Origin of the sequence: Duganella zoogloeoides (genome assembly GCF_034479515.1) — a bacterium.
GTDB classification, from domain to species: domain Bacteria; phylum Pseudomonadota; class Gammaproteobacteria; order Burkholderiales; family Burkholderiaceae_D; genus Rugamonas; species Rugamonas zoogloeoides.
Genome location: NZ_CP140152.1, coordinates 1,380,044 through 1,396,941, shown reverse-complemented (window position 1 = coordinate 1,396,941; position 16,898 = coordinate 1,380,044). Strand labels below are relative to the sequence as shown.

14 protein-coding genes are annotated in these 16,898 nt (G+C 62.1%); 5 read left to right on the top strand and 9 right to left on the bottom strand.

The genetic code is table 11. From position 1 onward, the window contains the following. Window positions 1–24: 24 nt before the first annotated feature. Together SR858_RS06110 and SR858_RS06105 are read right to left on the bottom strand one after the other, a co-directional pair. Window positions 25–1,347, bottom strand: coding sequence for a homoserine dehydrogenase (locus SR858_RS06110; protein ID WP_019922610.1), 1,323 nt, complete (start codon window positions 1,345–1,347; stop codon window positions 25–27). A 124-nt stretch (window positions 1,348–1,471) separates the two neighbouring features. After that, window positions 1,472–2,704 carry a pyridoxal phosphate-dependent aminotransferase gene (locus tag SR858_RS06105; protein WP_026637420.1) on the bottom strand — a complete coding sequence of 411 codons (1,233 nt, stop codon included), beginning with the start codon at window positions 2,702–2,704 and terminating at the stop codon, window positions 1,472–1,474. A gap of 183 nt (window positions 2,705–2,887) precedes the next feature. On the opposite strand from SR858_RS06105, the gene SR858_RS06100 reads away from it, so the two are divergent. The 3 genes from SR858_RS06100 (at window position 2,888) to SR858_RS06090 (ending at window position 6,058) form a co-directional block, all read left to right on the top strand. Then, window positions 2,888–3,280 carry an Mth938-like domain-containing protein gene (locus SR858_RS06100; protein ID WP_026637421.1) on the top strand — a complete coding sequence of 131 codons (393 nt, stop codon included), beginning with the start codon at window positions 2,888–2,890 and terminating at the stop codon, window positions 3,278–3,280. Window positions 3,281–3,371: 91 nt separating this feature from the next. Then, window positions 3,372–3,836 (top strand): peroxiredoxin, encoded by a 465-nt coding sequence (locus tag SR858_RS06095; RefSeq protein WP_026637422.1) that lies wholly within the window; start codon window positions 3,372–3,374, stop codon window positions 3,834–3,836. Between the two features lie 290 nt (window positions 3,837–4,126). Then, window positions 4,127–6,058: a PhoH family protein gene (locus SR858_RS06090; protein ID WP_026637423.1), complete on the top strand. Its 1,932-nt coding sequence runs from the start codon at window positions 4,127–4,129 to the stop codon at window positions 6,056–6,058. 81 nt (window positions 6,059–6,139) lie between these two features. On the opposite strand, the gene SR858_RS06085 is transcribed toward SR858_RS06090, so the two are convergent. The 3 genes from SR858_RS06085 to SR858_RS06075 all read right to left on the bottom strand — a co-directional run bounded on the left by SR858_RS06085 (window position 6,140) and on the right by SR858_RS06075 (window position 11,704). Then, window positions 6,140–8,158, bottom strand: a complete 2,019-nt coding sequence (locus SR858_RS06085; protein WP_026637424.1) for a S9 family peptidase — start codon at window positions 8,156–8,158, stop codon at window positions 6,140–6,142. A gap of 88 nt (window positions 8,159–8,246) precedes the next feature. Continuing rightward, window positions 8,247–11,024 carry a TonB-dependent receptor gene (locus SR858_RS06080; RefSeq protein WP_026637425.1) on the bottom strand — a complete coding sequence of 926 codons (2,778 nt, stop codon included), beginning with the start codon at window positions 11,022–11,024 and terminating at the stop codon, window positions 8,247–8,249. A gap of 479 nt (window positions 11,025–11,503) precedes the next feature. Next, window positions 11,504–11,704 (bottom strand): hypothetical protein, encoded by a 201-nt coding sequence (locus SR858_RS06075; RefSeq protein WP_019922617.1) that lies wholly within the window; start codon window positions 11,702–11,704, stop codon window positions 11,504–11,506. 245 nt (window positions 11,705–11,949) lie between these two features. On the opposite strand from SR858_RS06075, the gene SR858_RS06070 reads away from it, so the two are divergent. Both SR858_RS06070 and SR858_RS06065 read left to right on the top strand, forming a co-directional pair. Further along, window positions 11,950–12,234 carry a type II toxin-antitoxin system HicB family antitoxin gene (locus SR858_RS06070; protein ID WP_019922618.1) on the top strand — a complete coding sequence of 95 codons (285 nt, stop codon included), beginning with the start codon at window positions 11,950–11,952 and terminating at the stop codon, window positions 12,232–12,234. A gap of 75 nt (window positions 12,235–12,309) precedes the next feature. Beyond that, window positions 12,310–12,510, top strand: a complete 201-nt coding sequence (locus SR858_RS06065; protein WP_019922619.1) for a heavy-metal-associated domain-containing protein — start codon at window positions 12,310–12,312, stop codon at window positions 12,508–12,510. Between the two features lie 2 nt (window positions 12,511–12,512). Here the strand turns inward: SR858_RS06065 and SR858_RS06060 are convergent, their stop codons facing one another. From SR858_RS06060 to SR858_RS06045, 4 genes are all read right to left on the bottom strand, one after another. Continuing rightward, the gene (locus SR858_RS06060; RefSeq protein WP_019922620.1) at window positions 12,513–13,235 is read right to left on the bottom strand and encodes a glutathione S-transferase; all 723 of its coding nucleotides are present in this window, start codon (window positions 13,233–13,235) and stop codon (window positions 12,513–12,515) included. Window positions 13,236–13,298: 63 nt separating this feature from the next. After that, on the bottom strand, window positions 13,299–13,691 hold the full coding sequence (gene cueR, locus SR858_RS06055) for a Cu(I)-responsive transcriptional regulator (RefSeq protein WP_019922621.1): 393 nt from the start codon (window positions 13,689–13,691) through the stop codon (window positions 13,299–13,301). Continuing rightward, window positions 13,688–16,084, bottom strand: a complete 2,397-nt coding sequence (locus SR858_RS06050; protein ID WP_040377914.1) for a heavy metal translocating P-type ATPase — start codon at window positions 16,082–16,084, stop codon at window positions 13,688–13,690. The genes cueR and SR858_RS06050 overlap by 4 nt, the downstream gene beginning before the upstream one ends. Window positions 16,085–16,155: 71 nt before the next feature. Then, entirely contained in the window at window positions 16,156–16,896 is a 741-nt protein-coding gene (locus SR858_RS06045) for a FecR family protein (RefSeq protein WP_019922623.1), read from the bottom strand. Window positions 16,897–16,898 lie beyond the last annotated feature (2 nt).

Below are 16,898 nucleotides of genomic sequence, written 5' to 3'. Positions count from 1 at the left end.
AAACAGCAACGCTGCGAATCAGCGTCAGCTCAGGTTTTCCAGGCGAATCTTGGTCACCGTGCCATGCACCGTGGTCAGCGCTTCCATCTTGGCAATTGCCGCAGTCACGTTCTTTTCCTGGGTCTGGTGCGTGAGGAAAATGATGTCGGTGCGGGTTTCGCCTTCGGCCGGTTCCTTCTGCATCATGGCGTCGATCGAGATGGTGCCGTCGGCCAGGATGCGGGTCAGGTCGGCCAATACGCCCGGCTGGTCTTCCACGTTCATGCGTAAATAGTAGCTGGTGGTCACTTCCGACATCGGCAGGATTTCGATGTTGGTCATGGCGTTGGGCTGGAAGGCCAGGTGCGGCACGCGGTGTTCGGGATCGGCCGTGGCCAGGCGGGTGATATCGACCAGGTCGGCGATCACGGCCGAGGCGGTCGGTTCGGAGCCGGCGCCCTTGCCCGAGTACAGCGTGGCGCCGACGGCGTCGCCCTGCACCAGTACGGCGTTCATCGCGCCTTCCACGTTGGCGATCAAACGCTTGTTCGGAATCAGGGTCGGATGGACGCGCAGTTCCACGCCCTCTTTACCATTGACGGTCGCGCGCTTGGCGATGCCCAGGAGCTTGATGCGGTAGCCGAGTTGCTCGGCGTAGCGGATATCGACGGCGTTCAGCTTCGAGATGCCTTCCACGTGGGCCTTGTCGAACTGCACCGGGATGCCGAAGGCAATCGCCGACATGATCGTGGCCTTGTGGGCGGCATCGACGCCTTCGATGTCGAAGGTCGGGTCGGCTTCGGCATAGCCGAGTTCCTGCGCCTGCTTGAGCACGGTGGCGAAATCGAGGCCCTTGTCGCGCATCTCGGACAGGATGAAATTGGTGGTGCCGTTGATGATGCCGGCCAGCCACTCGATGCGGTTGGCGGTCAGGCCTTCGCGCAGTGCCTTGATGATCGGGATGCCGCCGGCCACGGCCGCTTCAAACGCAACCATCACGCCCTTCGCTTGCGCCGCTGCGAAAATTTCATTGCCATGCACGGCCAGCAGCGCCTTGTTGGCGGTGACCACGTGCTTGCCATTGGCGATCGCTTGCAGCACCAGGGCCTTGGCTTCGTCGTAACCGCCGATCAGCTCGACGACGATATCGATCTCGGGATCGTTGACGATATCGAACGGGTCGGCCACGACCTTGACTTTGCCGCCGGTGCGCTCCTTGGCGCGCTCGAGGTTGCGGGCCGAAACGGCCACCACTTCGATACCACGGCCGGCGCGGCGGCGGATTTCTTCCTGATTGCGTTCAAGCACATTGAACGTACCGGAGCCGACATTGCCGACGCCTAATAAGCCTACTTTGATCGGTTTCATATAATTCGTTTCTATCTAATTGGTGAAGATCGTCTCAAAATGTCCAGGGCAAGGCGCGGCGACGAAGACAGTGCGCTGGCACGGCAAGGAGCCGCAACGCCGCCCTGGGCTTTTTGAGGCGATCTTATACGGTGGCGCCGTGGCGTTTTCTGTAGCCTTCCATGAACTTGGCCATGCGGCCAAACGCTTCCGTCATATCGTCCGAGTTGGGCAGGAACACGACGCGGAAATGGTCCGGCGCGATCCAGTTGAAGCCCGAGCCCTGGACGATCAGCACTTTTGTTTCAGCCAGCAGCTCGTAAGCGAATTGCTGGTCGTCCGCAATCGGATAGATTTTCGGATCGAGTCGCGGGAACATGTACAGCGCGGCTTTCGGCTTGACACAAGTGACGCCCGGAATATCGGTCAGCAGCTTGTGGGCCAGGTCGCGTTGCTTCAACAGGCGCCCGCCCGGTCCTACCAGGTCCTGGATCGACTGGTAGCCGCCGAGCGCAGTCTGGATCGCAAACTGCCCCGGTGCGTTCGCGCACAAGCGCATCGAGGCCAGCATATTGAGGCCCTCGATGTAGTCCTTGGCATGGGATTTTTCGCCCGACACCACCATCCAGCCCGCGCGGTAGCCGCAGGCGCGGTAGTTCTTCGACAGGCCGTTAAAGGTGACGAACAGCACGTCGTCCGCCAGCGAGGCGATCGAGACGTGTTCGGCGCCGTCATATAACACCTTGTCGTAGATTTCGTCGGCATAGATGATCAGCTGGTGCTGGCGCGCCAGCTCGATAATCTCCAGCAGCAGCGACACCGGGTACAGCGCGCCGGTAGGGTTGTTGGGGTTGATGACAACGATGGCGCGCGTGTTGGACGTGATCTTGCGGCGCATGTCTTCGATGTCCGGATACCACTCCTGCTGCTCGTCGCACACGTAGTGCACCGGCTTGCCGCCGGACAGGCTGACGGCTGCGGTCCACAGCGGGTAGTCGGGCGCCGGCACCAGTACTTCGTCGCCGTTGTTGAGCAGCGCGTTCATCGACATCACGATCAGCTCGGATGCACCGTTGCCGAGGTAAATATCGTCAATGGTGACGCCGGCGATATTCTTGCCCTGGGTGTAGTGCATGATGGCCTTGCGCGGCGCAAACATGCCCTTGGAATCGGTGTAACCGGCCGCGTTGGACAGGTTGATCTTCATGTCCTGCACGATTTCATCGGGCGGGTCGAAGCCGAACACGGCCAGGTTGCCGATATTGAGTTTGACGATCTTGTGACCTTCCTCCTCCATCTGGCGCGCTTTTTCCGGCACCGGGCCGCGGATCTCGTAGCAGACTTCCGCCAGTTTGTTCGATTTTTGAATCGGTCGCAAAATAAAATCCTGTTCAGGTGAGGCAAAAACGCTGCGGACTGCCAAATCGGCGCTACCGCCTTGCTGCAATGCGAAAATAACGATTGTGCCGAAAGCATCCCATTTAATCAACCTTTGAGGGGTGTCAAAGAGGTGAAAGACGGTAGAATGGCAGTCTTCCGCAGCATTCTTGCAGACATCACCATGAAGCTTCATCAAAGCGATACCCAAAAGTACCAAACCGTCACCGGCTACGACCAGACTGGCGTGGAAATCAACGCTGAGCGTTATAACTACAGCCTGGTGGTGTTGCCCGAGATGGCGCCGCGCGCCTGGGATGCGCCCACCTTCGAATCTCTTACCGTAGAGCATTTCGATGTAATCGGCGCCGACGATCCCGACGTGGTCATTCTCGGCACCGGCGCGCGCCAGCGTTTCATCCACCCGCGCCTGACGGCCGCGCTCACCTTGCGCCGCATCGGCGTCGAGTGCATGGACAGCCAGGCCGCCTGCCGCACCTACAATATCCTGATGGGCGAAGGCCGCAAGGTGGCGCTGGCATTGATCATCGACACCGCCGAGCAAGGCAACGGTTGATCTTGCCCTTGCAATTGCACCGCCCGGCCCCACATTACAGCAACATTCCAGCGCGCCGCCTTGGCGCCACGCTTACCCCAGGAGAACGTCTTTGGCTGATAGCCCATCCCCCGTGACCGATTTTTCCGCCGCCATGACGGGCGCGCAGACCTTCCAGCTGGCAGGCCGTCCGGCGCGCCACACGGTGCTGTTTTTCTATCCCAAGGACAACACGCCTGGCTGCACCACCGAGAACATCGCCTTCCGCGATCTGCACGAGCAATTCCAGGCGGCGGGCACCGAAATCTACGGTGTCAGCCGCGATTCGCTGCGCTCGCACGAAAGCTTCAAAACCAAGCTGGGCCTGCCTTTCGAGCTGATCTCCGATCCCGATGAAGCGCTGTGCGAACAGTTCGGTGTCATGAAGATGAAGCAAATGTATGGCAAGACCGTGCGCGGCATCGAGCGCAGTACGTTTGTGATTGACGCTAACGGCCAATTGGTGAAAGAATGGAGAGGCGTGAAGGTTGCAGGTCACGTTGATGAAGTGCTGGAATTCGTCGCGCGCCAGGCTTGATGCTGTAGTTGCCCAGGCCAGTGCGCAGCGGTCCGGAATTGCCTAACCGTTGCAGTACCATGCGTATTCACCAATCTTGAGTTCACACTGTCAATCAACCACCCCTCACTGGTGGCCCACCGGCCACCATGCAGTCCTACCACCGGGCGAGATATATGCCCATCGGCAGTCTTGTTACCTGCTTTACCCAGCATCCACCCCATCCGGTCCCAACGCTTCCCGATTACGCACGGGCAAGCGCGCTGCGCCTATGGGCGGATTCCTCCAGATATTTTTCGATTGAGATCCTGATGCCACTGCCAAAATTACCTAGTAAGCCTGCGACTATACTGCCGGCAAAAGATTATCCCCAAGCCACTGCTCAGCGCCCTGTTTCCGCCATCGCGGCCGCAGCGGCTGCGGTCGTGGAAGATGTCGCCGTCCCCGCTGCCGCGCGCGCGCCGAAGAAAGCGGCGCCTGTCGTCAAAGCTGTGCCAACACCAAAAGTCGCGCCGGTCGCGCCCGTTGCTGCACCGGTGGCCAAGGCACCGGCCAAGACCACCAAGTCCAAGGCTGTTGCTGCCGTGCTGAAGGCGGCGCCGGCCGTACTGAAAGCTGCCGCCGAGGCAGTGCCCGCGCCCGCTTCGGTCGCCAAACTGGCGCCGGTGCCAACGCCGGCAGCAGCGCCCGCGGTGGCCAAGCCGGTGGCCAAGACCAAGGCTGCGCCTTCGCGCTCCAAGGTCACGCCGATTACCGCCGAAGCACCGCATCCCACCAAGCACAAGGCCAACGAGTCGGGCATCAAGTCGTCCACCAGCCGCAATGCGGACCAGGCCGGTACCACCAAGCTGTTCGTGCTCGACACCAACGTGCTGATGCACGATCCGTCGTCGCTGTTCCGCTTCGAGGAGCACGACGTCTACCTGCCGATGATGACGCTGGAAGAACTGGACAACCACAAGAAGGGCATGACCGAAGTGGCGCGCAATGCGCGCCAGGTCTCGCGCACGCTCGACGCGCTGGTCTCCAACACCGACGACGACGCCATCGAAAACGGCATCGAATTGTCCAAGCTGGGCAACAAGGACGCCAAGGGCCGCCTGTACTTCCAGACCCGCATGCAAACCGCCGACCTGCCGCTGGGTCTGCCGGTGGGCAAGGCCGACAACCAGATCCTGGCCGTGGTGCGCTCGCTCGAAGCCGATCAGCCGGGCCGCGCCATCGTGCTGGTGTCGAAAGACATCAACATGCGCATCAAGGCGCGTGCGCTGGGCTTGCCGGCCGAGGATTATTTCAACGATCACGTGATGGAAGATACCGACCTGCTGTATTCGGGCATCGTCCAGCTGCCGGACGATTTCTGGAACAAGCACGGCAAGGATCTCGAATCGTGGCAGGAGAACAAGAGCGGCCAGAGCGCCACGTTCTACCGCGTGACCGGTCCGTTCATCCCGTCGCTGCTGGTCAACCAGTTCGTGTTCCTGGAGCCTAAAAACGGCGAAGCGCCGTTCTACGGCCAGGTCAAGCAACTCAATGGCAAGACCGCCGTGCTGCAAACCTTGCGCGACTTCAGCCACAACAAGAACAATGTGTGGGGCGTGACCGCGCGCAACCGCGAGCAGAACTTCGCCTTGAACTTGCTGATGAACCCGGAATGCGACTTCGTCACCCTGCTGGGTCAGGCCGGTACCGGCAAGACCCTGCTGGCCCTGGCCGCCGGCCTGGCGCAAGTGCTGGAAACCAAGCTCTACAACGAAATCATCGTCACCCGCGTGACGGTGCCGGTCGGTGAAGACATCGGTTTCCTGCCGGGTACCGAGGAAGAAAAGATGTCGCCATGGATGGGCGCTTTCGACGACAACCTCGAAGTGCTCAACAAGTCCGATACCGACGGCGGCGAGTGGGGCCGTGCGGCAACGCAAGACCTGATCCGTTCGCGCATCAAGATCAAGTCGCTCAACTTCATGCGCGGCCGCACCTTCGTCAACAAGTTCCTCATCATCGACGAAGCGCAGAACCTGACGCCCAAGCAGATGAAAACCCTGGTCACGCGCGCCGGTCCCGGCACCAAGATCCTGTGCCTCGGCAACATCGCCCAGATCGACACGCCGTACCTGACCGAAGGCTCGAGCGGCCTGACCTACGTGGTCGACCGCTTCAAGGGCTGGACCCACAGCGGCCACGTCACCCTGGCGCGCGGCGAACGCTCGCGCCTGGCCGATCATGCCAGCGAAGTGCTGTAAGTTTTAAGTTACACAGCAAAAAGCCCCGCCGGCAGCGCTGCCGGCGGGGCTTTTTTTATGCCTGCCGATATTACCCGGCGCTCAAGGCTGTCCCGCCGCTTTCGTGGTGGTGGCAGCGGCGCCGTCACCAATGTAGCGGTTGATGAAGCGGTACACGGTTTCGCCCCACTTGATGTTGTTGCTTTCCTTGGCCCAGCCGTGGCCCTCGCCCGTCATCACCATCCATTCCACGGTGTTGCCCTGCTTGAGCAACACGTCGCGCATTTTTTCACCGTGGATCAGCGGTACGCGGCGGTCTTCGCTGCCGTACGCCATCAGGACCGGGGCCTTGATTTTACTGGCATTGCCGATGGCCGATACCTTGGTGAAGTAGGCCTCGTCGGTTTTCGGATCGCCGTGCATTTTCGCGCCGATGTTGTCCATCACCGGTCCCGACATGTCGGACCAGTTCACCGTGAACAGCATCTTGACGTCGGTAACGCCTACCCAGTTGATGCCGCACTTGTACAGGTCAGGGTTTTTCACCAGGCCATACATGGTGGCATAGCCGCCGTAGCTGGCGCCGATGATGCACACGCGGTTGCGATCGACCACGCCCTGCTTGACCAGGGTCTCGATGCCGTCGGTGATATCGTCCTGCATGGTCAGGCCCCATTGCTTCCAGCCGGCGACGTGATGCTTCCAGCCGAAGCCGGTGGACATGCGGAACTGCGGCTGCAGCACGGCAAACCCGCGCGAGGCCAGCATTTGCGTGATCGGATCGTAGCCGAAACCGTCGCGCGCGTGCGGGCCGCCGTGGATGTACGCCACCAGCGGCAGCGCCTTGGCGGGACGGCCTTCGGGCAGGGTCAGGTAAGCAGGAATGGTCAGGCCGTCGCGGGCCTGGTAGCGGATCACGGCCTGCTCCGACAGTTTCTTGCCGTCCAGCTCAGGCTTGACGCTGTAGAGCGGTTCGAGCGTTTTCCTGACGGTATCGAAGTGGTACAGCTTGCCGACATTATTGGTGCTGGAGGTGGCCACCACCGCGTGGTTGCCATTCCACTGGAACTGCACGCGCTCGCCCGGCAGGCTGGCGTCGAGCGTGGCCTGCAGGCGGGCGTAGTCCTCGTCGAAATAATACATTTCCGGCTTCATGCCATCCACCGATACGCCCACCACTTTCTTGCGGATTTCATCGAAGATCAGGCCATCCGGGATATCGGCCTCGGCGTGCTCGGCAATCAGTTCGCCGGCGGTGTTGTTGGCCGAGTTCCAGATGTGCACGCCGGCCTTGTCGCGGCCATTGAAGCGCCCGGCCACGAACAAGGTCTTGTTGTCGAAGTCGAAGCCCAGCGGATTCATTTCCTTGCCTTCATCGAGGTAGGCCTTGTAGATGGCTTTCCACGGCGCTTTCTCGTCATCGCGCAGGTACACGGTCTGGATGATGCGCTTGCTGCTGTCCTCCACCGTCATCGACGATGCCACGCGGATGACCTTGTTATGGTCGAGCACCCAGCCGCTGACCGCACCCGGATTGTTAAAGGTGAGCAGCGCCATGCGGCCGTTGGTGGTGTCCAGGCGAAACACGTCGCTGGCGCCCAGGTCGGCATCGCGGCCACGTTCGTTGTTCACCACGATCAGGTCGTTACTGTCGCCGCCCACGCGCGTCAGCACCGAGACCGGCTTGTATGGCAGATTCGAGCTCATCGCCTCCTTGATGCTGATGACCAGCTTGCGAAAACCGCTGCCGTCGCTGTTGACGGCAAACAGGCCGCCACCGGTTTGCTTTTCCTGCACTTCGTCACCGCCCTTGTTGATGCTGAACACCAGCCGGCGATTGTTGACCCAGATCGGGTTGGCCACGTTCCATTCCGGATCGGAGGCCACCACGGTCGAGGCGCGCGTCTCGAGATTGATCACTGCCAGCACGAAACGGCCGTTGCGCGGCGTGAGCACGGCCATGCTCAGGCCATCGGGCGACAGCACGGGGCGGCCGCTGAATTCGGCCTTTTTGAAGAAATCGGCGATGGGGATGGATGCGTCGGCCTGCGCCACGGGGCTGTAAGCGCCACCGCCGAGCAGCAAGGCGCCCAGCACGACGGGAAGGATGCGTCGGTTCAAAACTGTCTCCTCGATTCGGGAACAAAAACACTCATGAGGTCAAAGGCGCCGTCACCTCGCGGCCACGGCGCCTTTGATCCTGCCGCGATTACTTGAAGCTGTAATCGGCGGTCAACTGGAAGTAACGTCCCATCGCGCTATGCAGCGGCGCGTAGTAGTTGGCGCCGTCGTTCGGGTGGAACGGCGGCTTGCGGTCGAAGGCATTCTGGATCGCAAAGCTCAGCTTGGTGTTCTTGAAACCGCTGTAGCTGCCGCCCAGGTTGACCACGGTGAACGAAGCAATGCCCGTGCACAGTTGCGGGTAGCCTTCGGTCGCCATCACGCACTCGGTGGTACGGTCCGCCACCGACGCCATCTTGCCGACGAATACGGTGTCGGCCGACAGCGCATATGCCGCCTTCTTCCACGCCAGGCCCAGGTTGGCCTGCACCGACGGCGTGCCACGGGTGCCGGCGTACTCGATCAGGTCCGACGTTGGCGACGGCGCGTTCTTGTACGACTGCGTGTAGCTCACGTTCAGCGTTGGCGTCAGCACGCCGTACTCGCCCATGTTCAGGCGGCCCGTCAGCTTCAGGTCGGCGCCGCGGATCTTGGACACCGCCACGTTGGTCAGCAACATGCGGATGTTGGTGATCTCGCCAGCGGTGGCGCCGGCGGCACGGTCGGCGGCGGTCAGCGCCGCGCGGGTGATGACGGCGGCCGGATCGTTGGCGTAGCGGTCAGGATCGGCCAGCACCTTCGACAGGTCGTACGTGCCGATTTCATCGACGCGTTTGATCTGGAAGAAGTCCAGCGTCGCCATGAACGACGGGCTCGGTTCCCATGCCACGCCCAGCGTGTAGCTTTTCGCCGTTTCCGGCTGCAGTGCCGGGTTGGCGCCGCTCTGGTACGCGCTCGAGCCGCTGCAACCGAGGGTGAAGCTGGCGTTGCAGCGGGCCGGATCGCGGAACGTCAGGAACGCATTGCGCACATCGGTCGAGTTTTCCACCAGGGTCGGTGCACGGAAGCCTTCGGCATACGTGCCGCGCACCACGAACGACGACGTGGCATTCCACTTCACGCCCACTTTCGGCGTGGTCGAGTTGCCGTAGTCCGAGTAGTGGTCATAGCGCAACGCCAACTGGGCTTCGACCGACGGCAACACGGGAACGGTCGACTCGGCATAGACCGACGAAATACGGCGGCTGTTCGAGAAGCCGGGCGGCAATTGCGCCTGGTGATACAGCTCGCCCTCGACTGCCAGCGGATCGGGATTGGTGGACAGCGTTTCGCGACGGAACTCGGCGCCCACCGCCAGGCCGACTGCACCGGCCGGCAGGTTGAACAGCTCGCCGGACAATTTGCCGTCGATCTGGGTCAGGCCGGACTTGAAGCCGTTCTTCGGGCTGGCCGTGATCGAGTTGTAGAGCGCCTGGTTGGCGGCGCCGCCACCGAAGATGAAGGTGCCGTTGGTGTACGCATCGATGAACGGGGTGGCCAGGATGGCGCTGGTATTGCGCGAGGAAACCTTGCTGTCGGTGCGCAGCAAGGCGGTTTCCCAGTCCCAGTTCTTGAAGTCGCCCTTGGCGCCCACCAGGTAGCGGCCGAAATCGGTCGTGTTGTTCTGGCCCTGGCCCGGGAAGTCGCGCAGCGAAGCGCGCACGCGCACGGTACCATTGCCGCCGGCCAGGGTTTTACCGTCCGGTCCGATCAGTTCTTGCGGATACTGCGGGTGGGTGATCGGCAGCGCCGGGACGATCTGGCCGTTCTGGCCGGCCACCCAGTGCAGCAGGCCGGTCACCGTGGCCTTGTTGCGGTTGAACATCAGCTCGCTGAACAGGGTGGTGTTGGCGGTCGGCTGCCAGGTCAGGCGGCTGGTGATACCGAAGCGGTCGGTCTTGCCGGCGGAATTGATCGAGCTGTCCTTGTAATCATCGAACACGCACGCCTGGCCCACCGACGTGGCGCCCAGTACGCTCGATGCGGGCACCAGGCGGTCGGCCGGGCAGTTCTTGTCGAGCGTGCGCGAGGTGAGCACATTGGTCGCCTTGTCGGTCCAGTAGATGTTGCCCGGATAGGTGTACAGCGAACGCTGGTCCTTGTAACCGTAGGCGCGCAGGTCCTGGGTGCCCAGGTAACCGTCGCGGTTGTACATATACATCGGGTCGCGCTGGCGCACGTCCAGGGTGACGTAGGCATTGAAGTGGTCTTCGACCAGGCTGCCCTTGCCGTAGCTGACGGTGGCGCGTTTTTGCTTGCCGTCGCTGCGGCTGGACTCGCCCAGCGAGCCGCCCAGTTCCAGGCCTTCGAAGCTGTCGCGCAGGATGATGTTGACCACGCCGGCCATCGCTTCCGAACCGTAAATGGCCGAGGCGCCATCCTTGAGGATTTCGACGCGCTCGACGGCGCCGACGGGAATCGAGTTCAGGTCGACAAAGGTGGTCTGGAACTCCGGCTGCGCATACGGCGCCAGGCGGCGGCCATTGATCAGCATCAGGGTTGCCTGGCTGCCGAAACCGCGCAGGTTGAGGCCGGCTGCGCCGGCGCTGAAGCCGTTGGTGCGGTTTTCATCGATACCGCCGACGTTGGCGGAAATGGTACGCAGGACTTCGTTGAGCGACGTGGCGCCGCCACGGGTGAGTTCGTCGCGGGTGATGATTTGCACAGGCGACGCCGTTTCCACCGAAATGCGGCGCACGTTGGAGCCGGTCACATACACTTTCTGAACTGCAGGATTGCTGTCTTCGGTGGTCTTGGCTTCGGCCACCGGCTGGGCTGCCAGGTTGGCGTCCTGTGCATGGGCCAATTGTGCAAGCATCGCGGTACCGGCAAAAGTACCGATCGCCAGCCGCACCAAGATGACACTGGTTTTCTCTTTCAATAACATTGCTCTTCCCTTTTTGTGCTTTATGCAACCAGTTTTTATAATGTGAACCAAACTCCGGCAATCACGACCATTACTAGCAAAGATTTACCTACCAATAATAATTCCGTAAAAGCAAGAATATTTATTATGCAGCTGAAACAGTTGCATTTAGTTACAAATATAATTTAATGTTGCTTTTTTGCGACTGAGGCATATTTATAATAATTTTTATCAATATATTGCGAATTTAATTTGATAAAAATATAAATTATCAAAATTAAATTAAAAGCCTCATTTGCACCACCATGAAGCGAATTCACCAATAAGGTGCACGGAGCGGAAATTGCAGTAATTGTTAGAGGGAATAACAGCTGGGGCGAAAGGCGAGAGCAGGAGATGTAACCGAGGGTAGTGCTGGCACCGCCGGGGGGTGCGGCGGTGATGGAAACCCCGTTATCAGCCTTGTTTCTGGCGGCGGCGCGCCACCACGCAACCGAACATCAGGGCATAGGTTTTTGCGTGGTAAAGCTCGAGCTCAGTGGCAAACCGGCAACAGTGGCTTGCACGGTGTCGCGATAGCCTTCGGCGGTGGTTTGTGCGGCGGCGCGGGGCTGGGCGCCCTGGAACGTGATGACGGCGGCGTTGGCGCTGCCAAAGGCGGCAACTGCCAAAGCAAATGCGGCGAGCACGAGTTTTTTCATGATTTTCCCCGCTTGTTGGATGGTGTAAGCGAATTGCCTGGCCAGCTAAGGGGATGGGGGATCTGATGTTTAGAAGGTTAAACCACGATAGAGCGGAGATTTATGCATTTCAACATTTGTTACTAATATAAAAAGTGCGGTCGTAAACTCTCACGAAAGTGCTTGAAACGTGGCCGTGACTGTACGACACTGAGACCTCCAAGTCATTGATTCTCCTGATTTTTGGACCCGGCCGAGGTGACACGATGGATATTCCGATTCTGATCCAAAAGCATGGCGGCAGCAAGTACGGCGTGACAGTACCGGACATTCCCGGTTGCACCACCAGCGGCGAAACAGTGGATCGCGCCATGAGCAACGCCACCAAGGCCATCTATGGCCACGTGGGGCAGCTGGTCGAACAGGGCAAGGCGTTCGAAATCAAGGCCTCGGAGGTGGAATACCTGTCGCGCGAGCCCAGCTACGCCGACGGCATCTGGGCCCTGGTCAGCCTCGACCTGGCACGGCTGGACGATCCGCCACTGGGGTGAAGGCAGCATCCGCTTGACCTTACCACCGCTGGAAGCCTTACAGTATGATGACCCCAACCTGTAAGGAGAAACACCATGTATCAGCTACAAGTGGAAGACATGACCTGCGGCCATTGCGTCAGCGCCGTCACGCGCGCGGTGCAGGCGGTCGATGCAGCGGCGAAGGTGGAAGTCGATCTGGCCAGCAAGACGGTGCGCATCGACAGCGCCACCGGGCTGGCGCCGCTCAAGGCGGCAATTGCCGATGCCGGGTTCCCCGTCGCGAGCGCCAGCTGACGTTACTTGTCGAGTTCCGGATAGTGACGGAAGATGCCGTCTTCGTTGAACGGTATCCGCCGCTTCGAGCGTAAATACGCGGCGATATCGGGCCGCGCGGCCACCGCGTCGTGCAAGGCGGCCAGCCGCGGCCACGCGTGCTCCTGGCGCGCCATCGCATTGGGAAACGCGTAACGCAAGCCGGCCATCAGCTGGAACAGCGACAAGTCCACGTACGACAACCTGGAACCCACGGCAAACGCGCCGCGCCCCGGGTTGTTGGCCAGCACCTGCTCGAAGTAGCCGAGAAATTTCGGGATGCGCTCGGCGATGAAATCCTTGGCGCGCACCTTGGCCGCCTTCTTCTGGTCTTCGTAGTACAGATTGGTCGAGAGCGGGTGATGGGTATCGTGCACCTCGTTGACGATGTCGGCAATCGTCAGTTGCAGCTGGTTGGTCCACAGCCGCCCTGCTTCCGCGCGCGGCGCCAGGCCGTGGCGGGCGCCGAGAAACAGCAGGATGTTGGCAGTCTGCCCGATCAGCATTTCGCCCGCGCGCAGCACCGGCGGTGCGAACGCCGGGTGCTCGCTGTGCGCGAAATCGAGGCTTGCTTGCAGCTCCGGCATGCCCTTCTTCTTCCGTGCCACATCCTCGTAGGGAACGCCCGCCTCTTCCAGGGCCAGCCGCACGAATTCGCCGCGCCCTTGCAGGCCGGGCCAGTAATAGAGTTGATAGGGTGTCGTCATGTCCCGATGCTAGCACCGCGCGCAAAACCGCCGCGCCAGCCTGGCGACCAGGCCGGGCACGAATCACGCCGGATTGGCAAGGCTCTGCAGAATCGGGCAATCGGGACGGTCGTTGCCCTGGCAGCAGCCGGCCAGCGTTTGCAAGGTGTCGCGCATCTCGGTCAGTTCGGCGATGCGCTGGTTCAGTTCAGCCACATGGCCCAGCGCGATGGCCTTGACGTCCGCACTGGCGCGCGCCTTGTTGTGCCATAGCGACAGCAGTTCGCGGATCTGTTCCAGCGAAAAGCCGAGCGTCCGGGCGCGCTTGACGAAGCGCAGCACGTGCAAATCATCGTCGCTGTACACCCGGTAGCCGGCGTCGGACCGCCGTCCTGGCGGCACCAGCGCGATACTCTCGTAGTAGCGGATCATCTTGGCGGTGATGCCCGAGGCGGCAGCGGCTTGTCCGATATTCATGTGGCACTCCGGGGTGTGGTGGCGGGTTTCCAGCGGCGCAGCAGCAGCGCATTGCTGATCACACTGACGGAGCTCAGTGCCATGGCAGCGCCGGCCACCACGGGATTGAGCAACCCCAGCATCGCCAGCGGAATGCCCACCAGGTTGTAGATGAAGGCCCAGAACAGGTTCTGGCGGATCTTGCTGTAGGTGCGGCGCGAAATATCGATGGCGTCCGCCACCAGCGACGGGTCGCCGCGCATCAGGGTAATGCCGGCCGCCTGCATGGCAACGTCGGTACCGGTGGACATGGCGATGCCGACATCGGCCGCCGCCAGCGCCGGCGCGTCGTTGATGCCGTCGCCCACCATCGCGACCCTGGCGCCAGCCGCCTTCAGCTGCACGATTCTAGCCACTTTATCGGCCGGCAGCAAATTGGCCACCGCCGTATCGATGCCGAGCAGCTTGCCGACGGTCTGCGCGCTGCCCTGGTTGTCGCCAGTCAGCATGACGGTGGCAATGCCCAGCGCCTGCAGCCGGGCAATCGCCGCGCGCGCGCCAGGCTTGACCGGGTCGCTGAAGGCGAACAGGCCCAGCAACTGCGGTCCGCACGACAGCCAGGAAATCGTGTTGCCGGCCGCTTCCAGCGCCTGCGCCTGTTCTTGCAGCGGCGCCAGGTCCACGCCCTCCTCCTGCATCAGGCGCGTGCTGCCCAGCTTCAAGGCCAGCCCATCGACCTGGGCCGCCAGCCCCCGGCCCGGCAAGGCCGCTACGCCGCTGGCCGTCAAGAGCGCCAGCTGGCGCGCAGCGGCTGCGGTAAGTACGGCCCTGGCAAGACTATGCTCGCTGCCGGCCTGGATGGCTGCCGCCAGTTGCAGCAGGCGTTCTTCGCCGATGTCATGCGCGTGGAGGGCCGCCAGCACGGGCATGCCGAGCGTCAAGGTCCCGGTTTTATCGAACACCACCGTGGTGACCGCGTGCGCCACCTCCAGCGCCTCGGCGTCCTTGATCAGGATGCCGTAGCGTGCCGCCACGCCGGTGCCGGCCATGATCGCCGCCGGCGTGGCCAGGCCCAGGGCGCATGGGCAGGCGATCACCAGCACGGCCACGGCGTTGATAATCGCCGTTTCCAGGTCGCCGCTGGCAATCCACCAGCCCAGCAGCGTCGCCAGGGCCAGCACCAGCACGACCGGCACGAAGATGGCGCTCACCTTGTCCACCAGGTGCTGGATCGGCGCCTTGGCCGCCTGCGCGTCTTCCACCAGCCTGATAATGCGCGACAAGGTAGACTCCAGCCCCACGGCACTGGTGCGCACCAGCAGCACGCCGGCGCCGTTCAGGGCGCCGCCCGTCACCTGCTCGCCCGCGTGTTTGCTCACGGGCAGACTCTCGCCGGTGATCAGCGCTTCATCGACATCGCTGGCGCCTTCGAGCACGACGCCATCAACCGGTATGCGGGCGCCGGGACGCACCACGACCAGGTCGCCAAGCCGCACCTGCGCCACCGGAACATCGTGCTCCTGGCCGTCGCGGCGCACCCGGGCCGACTCGGGGCGCAGCACTTGCAGCGCCCGGATGGCCGCAGCGGTCTGGCGCTTGGCACGCGATTCGAGCCACTTGCCCAGCAAGACCAGGGTGATCACGACGGCCGAGGCTTCGAAATACAGGTGCGCCATGCCGCTGTGGCCGGCCAGCAGCAGGTACACGCTCAAACCATAGGCGGCGCTGGTGCCGAGGGCGACCAGCAAGTCCATATTGCCGGCGCCGGCCCGCACCGCTTTCCAGCCGGCCCGGTAAAAGCGCCAGCCGAGCAGGAATTGCACCGGCGTTGCCAGTGCCCATTGCAGCATGCCCGGCAGCGTCCAGTGCAGGCCGGCCCACTCGAGCAGCATCGGCAGCATCAGGGGCAGCGACAAGGTGGCTGCCAGCACCACTTTCCAGCCATCGCGCGCCGGGGTTGCGGCGGCTGCTGTGGTGACCGTGCTGTCATTGTTGGCGACGCTGGCCGGGTAGCCGGCCTTGTCGAGGACTGCGACCAGGGCGGCGGCTTCCACGCCGCTGACCTTGACGCGCGCGCTCTCGGTGGCCAGGTTGACGCTGGCGGCATGCACGCCGGGCACCTTGAGCAGCACCTTTTCCACCCGCCCCACGCACGAGGCGCAGGTCATGCCTTCGATGCCCAGGTCGATCTCGCTGGTAACCAGCGCATAGCCGGCCTGCTCCACCGCCGCCTGCAGCGGCGCCAGCGCAATCGGCGTGCTACTGGTGACGCGCGCCGTGTCGGTGGCCAGGTTGATGCTGGCGTCAACCACGCCGGGCACGCCGGCCAGCGCCTTCTCGACCCGGCCGGCGCACGAGGCGCAAGTCATGCCGTCGACGCCGAACGACAAGGTGTGTTGAGCCGGGTTTTGCATGGTAAAAATCCTGTATGCATGGAGAATGCATACAGGATCAACTATCCAACGATGGGAAGGTCAAGCGAAATCTAGCGCACCTCGCAATCGACGCCGCCAGACTTGTCCGGCGTGGCGGACTGGCCGCTGGCAACGGGCCCTATCGTGGTGAAACTGGGCGGCGGCGTAAACTGCAAGCCCGGATTCTGCGGTATCAGGATCGGCGGCTGGCTGGCGCTTGGCGTGTAGCCGAACTGGCCGGCGGCAAAATTAAGCGTGCCGCTTGGATTGCTCACCTCGATCTGTCCGGTGATCACGGACGTGTAGAGTCCTGGCGGAAGGGTAGGCACTGCCGTTTTGGGCAACGTCGGGGCCGACGGTATGGTGCCGCCGCCGCCGATGTATTCTGCAGTGAAATAAGTGCCGCGGATGCCGATGGTGGCAACCGGGGTTTTCAGACTGAACTTTTCCTTGTTGCGCTTGCCCAGCAAGCCCGACAGCGAACGCAAGCCGCCCTTGACCAGGTTGAAACTGGCGCGGTCGGCGTCGGGCTGGTCGTCCCGATAGGCAAACTGTTCCACCACGAAGGTGGTGCCTGGCTTCAGGGTGATTTCGCTGTTGTCGATGAATTTCACCAGGGCGTAGGTGTTCTTCTCGGTCATCAACGTGTCGCCCGATTCCACGTCGGATTTCAGCGACAGTATCTTGACCTTGCCGTCGGCCTTTTTTGCCATCATCGGGCCGCTCAACTGCGTCACCGTGCCGGCCACCTGCGCCAGCGCGTGCAGGCTGATGCTCATGAGCACCAGCCACAGCATGGCGCCTGCCAGCATCG